Annotated in this window: 1 protein-coding gene; it reads left to right on the top strand. The window is 69.6% G+C overall.

Annotated elements, in window-relative coordinates; genetic code table 11:
• On the top strand, positions 1–10,546 hold a 10,546-nt coding region (locus ACZ6SF_RS31900; RefSeq protein ID WP_466067292.1), incomplete at both ends, for an amino acid adenylation domain-containing protein.

Below are 10,546 nucleotides of genomic sequence, written 5' to 3' on the forward strand. Positions count from 1 at the left end.
ATCCGTCGTATCTGAACGAGTTGATGCGGCGTGAGTGGGTGACCACCCTGCATGTGGTGCCCTCGATGCTGGACGCGCTGCTGGCCGACGGCCTGCCGGATTCGCTGTGGCGGGTCATGGCGATCGGTGAGGCGCTGCCGGGTGCCACCGCGCAGCGGATGCTGACCGGCGTGCCGCGGGTGGAACTGTTCAACCTCTACGGTCCGACCGAGGCCGCGGTGTCGGTGACCACCCATCGGGTGACCACCGCGGATCAGGTATCGGTGCCGATCGGCGCGCCGCAGTGGAACAACCGGGTCTACGTGCTCGACGACCGGCTGCGGCCGGTGCCCGACGGTGTCGCGGGTGAGCTGTATCTGGCGGGCGCCCAGCTGGCTCGCGGTTACTTCGCGCGGGAGGACCTCACGGCGGACCGGTTCGTCGCCGATCCGTTCGCGTCCGGTGAGCGCATGTATCGCACCGGTGACCTGGTGGCGTGGAACGCGGCCGGGGAGTTGGAGTACCGGGGTCGTACGGACTTCCAGGTGAAGATTCGTGGTTTCCGTATCGAGTTGGGTGAGATCGAGGCGGCGTTGCTGGCGTTGCCGGAGGTCGCGCAGGTCGCGGTGATCGCGAAATCCGATGCGCGCACCGGTGATCGGCTGGTCGGGTATCTGGTGCCGGGGCAGGGGTCTGTCGATACGGCACGGGTGTCCGCGGAGTTGTCGGCGCAGTTGCCGTCGTACATGGTGCCGTCGGCGTTCGTGGTGCTGGACGCGTTGCCGTTGAACGTGAACGGCAAGCTGGATCGGAAGGCGTTGCCGGAGCCGGAGTTCGAGGCCAAGGCGTTCCGGGCTCCGTCGACGCCGGTCGAAGAGATCGTGGCGAATGTGTTCGCCGAGGTGCTCGGGGTCGAGCGGGTCGGCGCGGACGATGATTTCTTCGCCCTTGGTGGTAACTCGCTGCTGGCCACGCAGGTGACGGCACGGATCGGCGCCGCGCTGGACGCGGCCGTTCCGGTCCGGACCCTCTTCGAGGCGTCCACGGTCGCCGGGCTCGCGGTGCGGGCCGAACAGCGGGCCGGAACCGGTCGTCGCAAGGCGCTGGTCGCGGGTCCGCGGCCGGAGCGGATCCCGTTGTCGCTGGCGCAGCAGCGGATGTGGTTCCTGAACCAGTTCGATACCGACTCCGCCGCCTACAACATCCCCGTCGCGGTCCGGCTCACCGGTGAACTGGATCTGGCGGCACTGCAGCAGGCGGTCGCCGATGTGGTGTCCCGGCACGAGACCCTGCGCACGGTTTACCCCGAACAGGACGGGCAACCGCATCAGGTGGTGCTGCCGGTCGAGCGGGCGGTCCCGGATCTGACCCCGATCCCGATCACCGCCGACGCCCTGCGCGACCGCGTCGCCGCGGTGATCGCCGGCGGGTTCGACGTCACCGCCGAGGTACCGCTGCGCGCCGCGCTGCTGCATCTCGACCAGGGCGATTACGTCCTGGTGTTCGTCGCCCATCACATCGGCGCCGACGGCTGGTCGATGGGCCCGCTGACCCGCGATGTGATGACCGCCTACGCCTCCCGGGCCGCCGGGTTCACCCCCGGGTGGTCGCCGCTGCCGGTGCAGTACGCCGACTACAGCATCTGGCAGCGCGAGATCCTCGGTTCCGAGGACGACGACCGGAGCCTGGTCAGCGAACAGGCCGCCTACTGGCGCACCACCCTCGCCGGTATCCCCGACGAGCTGAACCTGCCCGCCGACCGGCCGCGGCCCACCGCGCAGTCCTTCGCCGGCGGCAGCGTGCAGTTCCGCGTCGACGACGAACTGCATCGCGCCCTGTCGCGCCTGGCCGCCGAGCACAACGCGACCCTGTTCATGGTCGTGCACGCCGCGCTGGCGCTGTTCCTGGCGCGGATGTCGGGCACCGACGATATCGCCATCGGCACCCCGGTCGCGGGCCGCGGCGAAGCCGAACTCGACGATGTCATCGGTATGTTCGTCAACACCCTGGTGCTGCGCTCGCATGTGCGCGGTGAACTGGACTTCGGCGAATTCCTGACCGCCACCAAGGACGCCGATCTGCAGGCGTTCGCGCACGCGGACCTGCCGTTCGAGCGGCTGGTGGAACTACTCGACGTGGAACGCTCCACCGCGCGGCATCCGCTGTTCCAGGTGGCGCTGTCGTTCGAGAACCTGCCGAAATCCGATTTCGAACTGCCCGGCCTGCGGGTCGCGGGCGTCGATTTCGATATCGACACCGCGAAATTCGACCTCTCGCTCACGCTCACCGAAACCGGGCCCGGCGAGGGGATGTTCGCGGAGTTCTCCTACGCCCGCGATCTCTTCGACGACGAGACGGTCGGGGTCTTCGCACGCCGCTTCCTGCGGCTGCTGCGCGCGGTGAGCACCGCGCCGCGCACACCCATCGGCGATCTGCCGCTGCTCGACGACGGCGAATTCCGGCTGCTCACCCACGTCCACGGTGACGAGGTCATGGCGACCGGGCTGCTGCCGGAACTGCTGGCCCACGGTGTGGCGCTCAACCCGGACGGGATCGCGGTCCGCTACCGCGGCCGGTCCATCAGCTACCGCGAACTCGACGACTACTCGTCGCGACTGGCGCGCGTGCTCATCGACCGGGGCGTGGGCCCCGAGCGGATCGTGGCGCTGTCGTTCCCGCGGTCCTACGAGATGGTGGCCGCGTTCTGGGCGGTCACCAAGGCCGGCGGCGCGCATGTGCCGGTGGATCCGATGTATCCGGAAGACCGGATGCGCCATATGCTCACCGACTCCGGTGCCGTGCTGGGTATCACCGGCAGCGAATACGTGGACCGGCTGCCCGGTGATGTGGAATGGCTGCGGCTCGACGATCCCGCGTTCGCCGCGGAGATCGAGGCGCGCCCGGCCGGCCGGGTCGACGATTCCGAACGGCTCGCGCCGCTGATGATGTGGCATCCCGCCTACGTCATCTACACCTCCGGTTCGACCGGTCTGCCCAAGGGCGTCATGGTCACCCATTCGGGTATGGGCGGCCTGGCCGATGTGGCCACGGAGCTGTACCACCTGGAATCGCACCACAAGTTCCTGCACATCTGCTCGCCCAGCTTCGACCCGTCGGTGCTGGAATGGGTCTGCGCGGGCTATATCGGCGCCACCCTGGTGGTGGTGCCGGGCGAGATCATCGGTGGCCCGGATCTGGCGGAACTGCTGCGCTCCGAAGGGGTTACGCACACCATCATCACGCCCGCCGTACTGGGCACGATGGATCCCGCCGGTATCGAATCCCTCGAGGTGGCCTCGGTCGGCGGCGATGTGACCACCCCCGAACTGCTGGCCAAATGGGAACCGGGCCGCAAGTACTTCAACGGCTACGGTCCCACCGAGACCACCATCATCTCGTCGTACGCGCGGCTGTCGGCCGGTGACCACATCACCATCGGCGATCCGGTGCACGGTATGACGGCGCTGATCCTGGACGCGCGCCTGAACCCGGTACCGCCGGGTGTCGCGGGTGAGCTGTACCTGGCGGGCGGCGCGCTGGCGCGCGGCTACCACAACCGGCCCGATCTCACCGCGGACCGGTTCGTGGCCAACCCGTTCAGTTTCGCGGGCTCCCGGATGTACCGCACCGGCGATGTGGTGCGCTGGTACGCCGATCCGGGTATGCGCGGCGGTAACGAGGCGCTGCCCACCATCCCGTGGCAGCTGGACTATGTGGGCCGCTCCGACTTCCAGGTCAAGATCCGTGGTTTCCGGGTCGAGCTGGGCGAGATCGATACCGCGCTCGGCCGGCATCCGGATATCGAGTACGCGATCACCCTCGGCAAACAGACCGACGCGGGCGCCACCATCCTGGTGTCGTACGTGCTGGCCGCCGAGGGCCACGCGGTCGATACCGACGCGGTCACCGAATTCGTGGGGCGGTCGCTGCCGCCGCATATGGTGCCGTCGGCGATCGTGGTGCTCGACGAGATCCCGCTGACCCCGGTCGGCAAACTCGACCGCAAGGCGCTGCCGGAACCGCAGCTGAAGGCGCGCGAGTTCCGCGCCCCGGTCGGCGAGATCGAGACCGTGATCGCCGAGGTGTTCGCCGATGTGCTCGGCGTCGACCAGATCGGCGTGGACGATTCGTTCTTCGGGCTCGGCGGCGATTCCATCCTGTCGATCCAGCTGGTGTCGCGGGCCAAGGCGCGCGGTGTCGTGTTCAGCCCGCGCGATGTGTTCGAGCGGCGGACCGTGGCCGCGCTGGCCGAGGTCGCCACCCTCGGCGGCGCCGACGAACCGCGCCTGGCCGAGCTGCCCGGCGGCGGTGTGGGCGATATTCCGCTGCTGCCGATCATGGCGCAGATCCTGGACGGTCAGGACAACCCGGAGGGCGCCGAGAACTACCGGCGGTTCTCGCAGTCGATGATGTTGCGGCTGCCGGTGGGTATCGACTCCGAGACCCTGGTCGCCACCCTGGCCGCGGTCTTCGATCACCACGACGCGCTGCGCACCCGGTTGCGTACCGGCGACGGCGCACCGGAATTCGAGTCGCTGGCGCCCGGCGCGGTGGATCCGGCGGCGCTGCTGCACCGGGTCGAACTCGACGGCGCGATCGACGACGACGAACTCACCCGGATCGCCTCCGCCGAACTCGACGACGCCCTGGGCCGGCTCGATCCGGCCACGGCGAGCATGGTGCGGTTCGTGTGGTTCGCGTTCTCCGGCGGTGACCGTCGCGATGTGCTGCTGATCGTCGCGCACCACTTCGTCATCGACGGCGTGTCCTGGCGCATCGTCATCCCCGACCTGGCCCTGGCCTGGTCGCAGCTGGCCGCCGGGCAGCCGGTGGCGCTGGCACCGGTCGGTACCTCGCTGCGCCGCTGGGCGCACGGCCTGGCCGAGGCGGCCGGCGATCCGGACCGGAGTGCCGAACTCGCCTACTGGCGGCGGGTCGCCGCGACTCGGGACCCGCTGCTGGGTTCGCGCCCGTTCGACCCCGCCGTGGATACCAACGCGACGGTGGAACGGTTCGAGGTGCGGCTGCCCGCCGCAGTCACCGAGGCCGTGCTCACCACGATCCCGGCCCGCTATCACGGCGGTCCCAACGATGCGCTGCTGACCGCGCTCGCGCTGGCGGTGGCCCGCTGGCGCGGCGACGGACCGGATTCGGCCACCCTGCTGAAACTCGAGGGCCACGGACGCGAGGAGTCCGTGGTGCCCGGCGCCGATCTGTCCCGCACCGTCGGCTGGTTCACGGCCGCCCATCCGATGCGGCTCGACCTCGGCGCGGTCGATCTCGACGCGGCGCTGCGCGGCGAGGCGGTACTCGGCGCGGTGCTGAAATCGGTGAAGGAGCAGCTGCTCTCGGTTCCCGACAAGGGGCTGGGTTACGGCCTGCTGCGTTACCTGAACCCCGGAACCGGTGCGCAACTGCCCGCTTCGGTACCGGGCCAGATCAGCTTCAACTATCTGGGCCGGGTCTCGGCCGGTGAGATTCCGGCCGAACTCGCCGAACTGGGCTGGGTGCCGACCACCGATCTGGGCCGGATCGACGCCGATATGGACCGGGATATGCCCGCCAACGCGGTGCTCGATATCAACGCGATCGTCGATTCCGGTGACGAGGGTCCGCAGCTGAACGCGGTGTTCGCGTTCCCGTCCGGGCTGCTCACCGAGGCGAAGGTGCGCGAATTCGCCGACCTCTGGGTCGCGGCCCTGACCGCGCTCGCCGAGCACGCGCGGCGGCCCGGAGCCGGTGGTTTCACCCCGTCGGATATGCCGCTGGTCCGGGTCGGACAGCGCGATATCGAGGAATGGGAGCACCGCTACCCGCCGCTGGCCGAGGTGTGGCCGCTGTCGCCGCTGCAGTCCGGGCTGCTGTTCCACGCGCAGTTCACCCAGGACACGGTGGACGTCTACACCATGCAGGCCACCGTCGATCTGAGCGGCGCGGTGGATACGGCCCGGCTGCGGACCGCCGCCGAGGCCATGTTCGGCCGTTACCCGAACCTGCGCACGGCGTTCGTCTCCGATGCCACCGGGCAACCGGTGCAGGTGGTGCTGGACCGGGTCGAGGTGCCGTGGCGCGAATTCGATCTGCGCGCCCTGCCCGAGGCCGAGCGGGAGGCCGAACGGCTGCGGCTGCTGGCCGAGGACCAGGCCACGCATTTCGATATGACGGTGCCGCCGCTCATGCGGTTCAACCTGTTCCGGTCGACCGAGGACAGCTGGCAGCTGGCCATCACGACCCATCACATCCTGCTCGACGGCTGGTCCATGCCGCTGCTGATGCGCGAACTGCTCACGCTGTACGCGCTGCGCGGGGAGACCGCGGCGCTGCCGCGGGTGGCGTCCTACCGCGGCTTCCTGTCCTGGCTGGCCGGGCGCGACCGGGCCGTCTCGGAGCGGGCGTGGGCCGACGCGCTCGACGGGTTCACCGATCCGACACTGCTGGCGCCGCAGCCGGTGGAGTCGGAGAGCTACGAGATCGGCAAACTGGTCTCCGTCCTGGACGAGCAGCGCACCCGGCAGCTCTCCGAACGGGCCGCGAACCTCGGCGTCACGGTGAACACGCTGGTGCAGGCGGCCTGGGGCATTCTGCTCGGCCGGATCACCGGTAGTGACGATGTGGTGTTCGGCGCCACCGTCTCCGGGCGTCCGGCCGAACTGGCCGGGGTGGAATCGATGGTGGGCCTGTTCATCAACACCCTGCCGGTGCGGGTCCGGATCGACCCCGCCGCCACTACCAGCGATCTGCTCACCGCCCTGCAGCGGGAGCAGGCGGCGCTGCTGGACCACCACTACCTGGGGCTCACCGATATCCAGCGGGCCACGGGCGCGCCGGCGGTCTTCGACAGCCTGTTCATCTTCGAGTCGTATCCGATCGACTCGGCGGCCATCGCGGCCACCAGCGAGATCGACGGAATGTCGGTCACCGGCGCCGGGATGTTCGACAACACCCACTATCCGCTGACCCTCCTGGTCACCGCGGAGAGCACCGTCGAGGTGGTGCTGAAGTACCTGACCAGCCGTTTCGACGCGGCCGCCATCGAGACCCTGGCGGCCCGGCTGACCCGAGTGCTGGACGCCCTGATCGACGCCCCGGACCTGCCGGTGGGCGATATCGACATCGTGCTCGGCGCCGCCGAGCGCACCCGGGTGCTCACCGAATGGAACGACACCGCGCATCCGGTGGCGCCGGAACTGCTGACCGCCGGATACACCCGGGCCGCCGCCGCGTACCCGGACCGGGTCGCGGTGGAGTACGAGGGCGAGCGGCTCACCTACCGGGAGTTCGACGAGCGGGTGAACCGCCTGGCGCGGTTGCTGATCGCCGAGGGTGTGGGCCCGGAATCGCTGGTGGGCCTGGCGGTCCGCCGGTCGCTGGATCTGGTGGTCGGGATGTACGCGATCATCACGGCCGGTGGTGCGTATGTGCCGCTGGATCCGGATCATCCGGCCGAGCGCATCGGCCATATCCTCGACACCGCCCGGCCGGTCTGCGTGGTCACCACCACGCGTGACGCGGTACCGGTGCCCGAGGGCACTCCGGTGCTGGCCATCGATACCGCCGATACCGCCTCCTACGACGGTTCGCCGGTGTCACCGGCGGAGCTGCGGGGGCCGGTGCGTCCGGAGAACCCGGCGTATGTGATCTTCACGTCCGGTTCGACGGGCCGCCCGAAGGGCGTGGCGGTATCGCATCGCGCGATCAACAACCAGACCGAGTGGATGCTCGCGGAATACCCGATGGGCCCCGAGGACGTCTATTTCCAGAAGACGGCGACCACCTTCGACGTCTCGCTGTGGGGCTGGTTCATGCCGCTGCGGGCGGGCGCGACACTGGTCGTGGCCACCCCGGACGGGCACCGCGATCCGGCCTATATCGCCGAGACCATCGCGGCCCGGCAGGTGACGGTCACCGACTTCGTACCGTCCATGCTCACGGTCTTCGCCACCCATACGCAGCCCGGTTCGATTCCGACGCTGAAGCATGTGTTCGTGATCGGCGAGGCGCTGCCGCCGGAGACCGTCTCGGCGATGAAGGCCGTTTCCGACGCCGGTGTGCACAACCTCTACGGCCCGACCGAGGCCGCCGTCTCGGTGACCTACTGGCCGGCCGCGGGCACCGAACGGGGCAGCGTCCCGATCGGCCTGCCGCAGTGGAACACCCGCGTGTACGTGCTCGACGGCCGCCTGCATCCGGTGGCCCCGGGTGTCGTGGGCGAGCTGTATCTCGCGGGCGATCAGCTGGCCCGCGGGTATGTGGCCCGGCCCGATCTCAGCGCGGATCGGTTCGTGGCCAACCCGTTCGACTCCGGCGAGCGGATGTACCGCACCGGCGATCTGGTGCGCTGGCAGGAGATCGACGGACAGCCGGTGCTGGACTACCTGGGCCGCACCGATTTCCAGGTGAAGTTCCGGGGTCAGCGCATCGAACTGGGCGATATCGAATCGGCGCTGCTGGGGCAGCCGTCGGTGAGCCAGGCCGTGGCGCTGGTGATGCCGTCCGAACTCGGCGACCAGCTGGTGGCCTACGCGGTCCCCGCGCCGGGCGCGGAGATCGATCAGGCGACCCTGCGGGAAGCGATCGGGCAGACCCTGCCCACGTACATGATTCCCGGCGCCATCGTCGGCCTGGCCGAATTCCCGCTGAACACCAGCGGCAAACTCGACCGCAAGGCGCTGCCGAAACCGACCTTCGCGAGCCGCGACTTCCGCGCGCCCTCGACACCGATCGAGGAGATCGTGGCCGGGGTCTACGCGGATCTGCTGGGCGTGGCCCGGGTCGGCGCGGATGACGATTTCTTCGCCCTCGGCGGTAACTCGCTGATCGCGACCCAGGTGGTGGCCCGGCTCGGCGCCGCACTGGACACCCGGGTGCCGGTGCGGGAGCTGTTCGACAACGGCACCGTGTCGGGCCTGGCCGCGGCGCTGGAATCGCAGACCCGCGGCACCCGTCTCGCCCTGGGTGAGCTGGAACGGCCCGACGATATCCCGCTGTCGCTGGCACAGCAGCGGATGTGGTTCCTCAACCGGTTCGACGCGCAGTCGGCGGCCTACAACATGCCGGTCGCGGTGCGGTTGTCCGGAGAACTGGATGTCGACGCGCTGCGCGCGGCCATCGGCGATCTGATCGCCCGGCACGAGATCCTGCGCACCTACTACCCGGAAACCGCACAGGGTCCGGTGCAGGTGATCGTGCCCGCCGCGGGCGCGGTCCCCGGACTCGAGGTGCGCGAGGTGGCGGCGGCCGCGGTCGAGGCCGAGGTGATGACGCTCATCTCCACGGTCTTCGACGTGACCACCGCGGTACCGCTGAAACTGGCGCTGCTGCGGATCGCCGACGCGGACCCGGCCGGGCCGGACGAATACGTGCTGGCCATGGTGGTGCACCACATCTCCGGCGACGGCTCCTCGGTGGGCCCGATGGTCCGGGATCTGATGACCGCCTACGCCGCCCGCTCGGCGGGCGCGGCGCCGGACTGGCGGCCGCTGCCGGTGCAGTACGCCGATTTCAGTATCTGGCAGCGGGCCGTGCTCGGCGACGAGAACGACCCGGAATCGCCGGCCCACAAGCAGGTCGCGTACTGGCGTTCGGCACTGGCCGATCTGCCCGACCAGCTGGATCTGCCGTCCGACCGGCCGCGTCCGGCGGTGCAGACCTTCGCCGGCGGCAAGGCCGCCGTGGAGATCGACGCCGCGACCCACCGCGCGCTGACCGAACTCGCGCGGGCCGAGGGCGCCACCCTGTTCATGGTGGTGCACTCCGCGCTCGCCGTACTGCTGGCCCGGTTGTCGGGTACCGGCGATATCGCCATCGGTTCGCCGCTGGCGGGTCGCGGTGAAGCCGAACTCGACGATCTGATCGGCATGTTCGTGAACACGCTGGTGTTCAGGACCCAGGTCGACAGCGGCGAGACCTTCGCCGCGCTGCTGGCGCGCCAGCGCGATATCGACGTGCAGGCGTTCGCCAATGCCGATGTGCCGTTCGAGCGGCTGGTCGAGGTGCTGAACCCGGTGCGGTCCACCGCGCGGCATCCGCTGTTCCAGGTGGGCCTGTCGTTCCAGAACCTGGCGCGCACGGGTCTGGAACTGCCGGGTCTCACGCTGTCCGGCGTGGACGTGGACACCGAACTGTCGCAGTTCGATCTGCATCTGATCGTCTCCGACCAGTACGGCGATTCCGGTGAACCGCAGGGCCTCACCGGCTACTTCACCTATGCGACGGATCTGTTCGATCTGCCCACGGTGCAGGGCTTCGTGGACCGTTTCACCCGGCTGCTGGCCGCGATCGTCGCCGAACCCGGTGTGCCGGTGGGCGATATCGAACTCCTCGCGGCCACCGAACGCGACCGGGTCCTCACCACGCGTAACGACACCGCGCGGCCGGTCCCGGAGGAAACGCTGGCCTCGCTGCTCGCGGCCACCGTCCAGCGCGATCCGAAGGCGGCCGCGCTGGTCGCCGACGACGGGTCGCAGGTGACGTATGCGGAGTTGGACGCGCGGGTGAATACGCTGGCGCGGCATCTGATTGCGCTGGGTGTGGGTCCGGAGGACCGGGTGGCGCTGGCGTTGCGTCG

The sequence above is a fragment of the Nocardia sp. NPDC049935 genome, assembly GCF_055586645.1.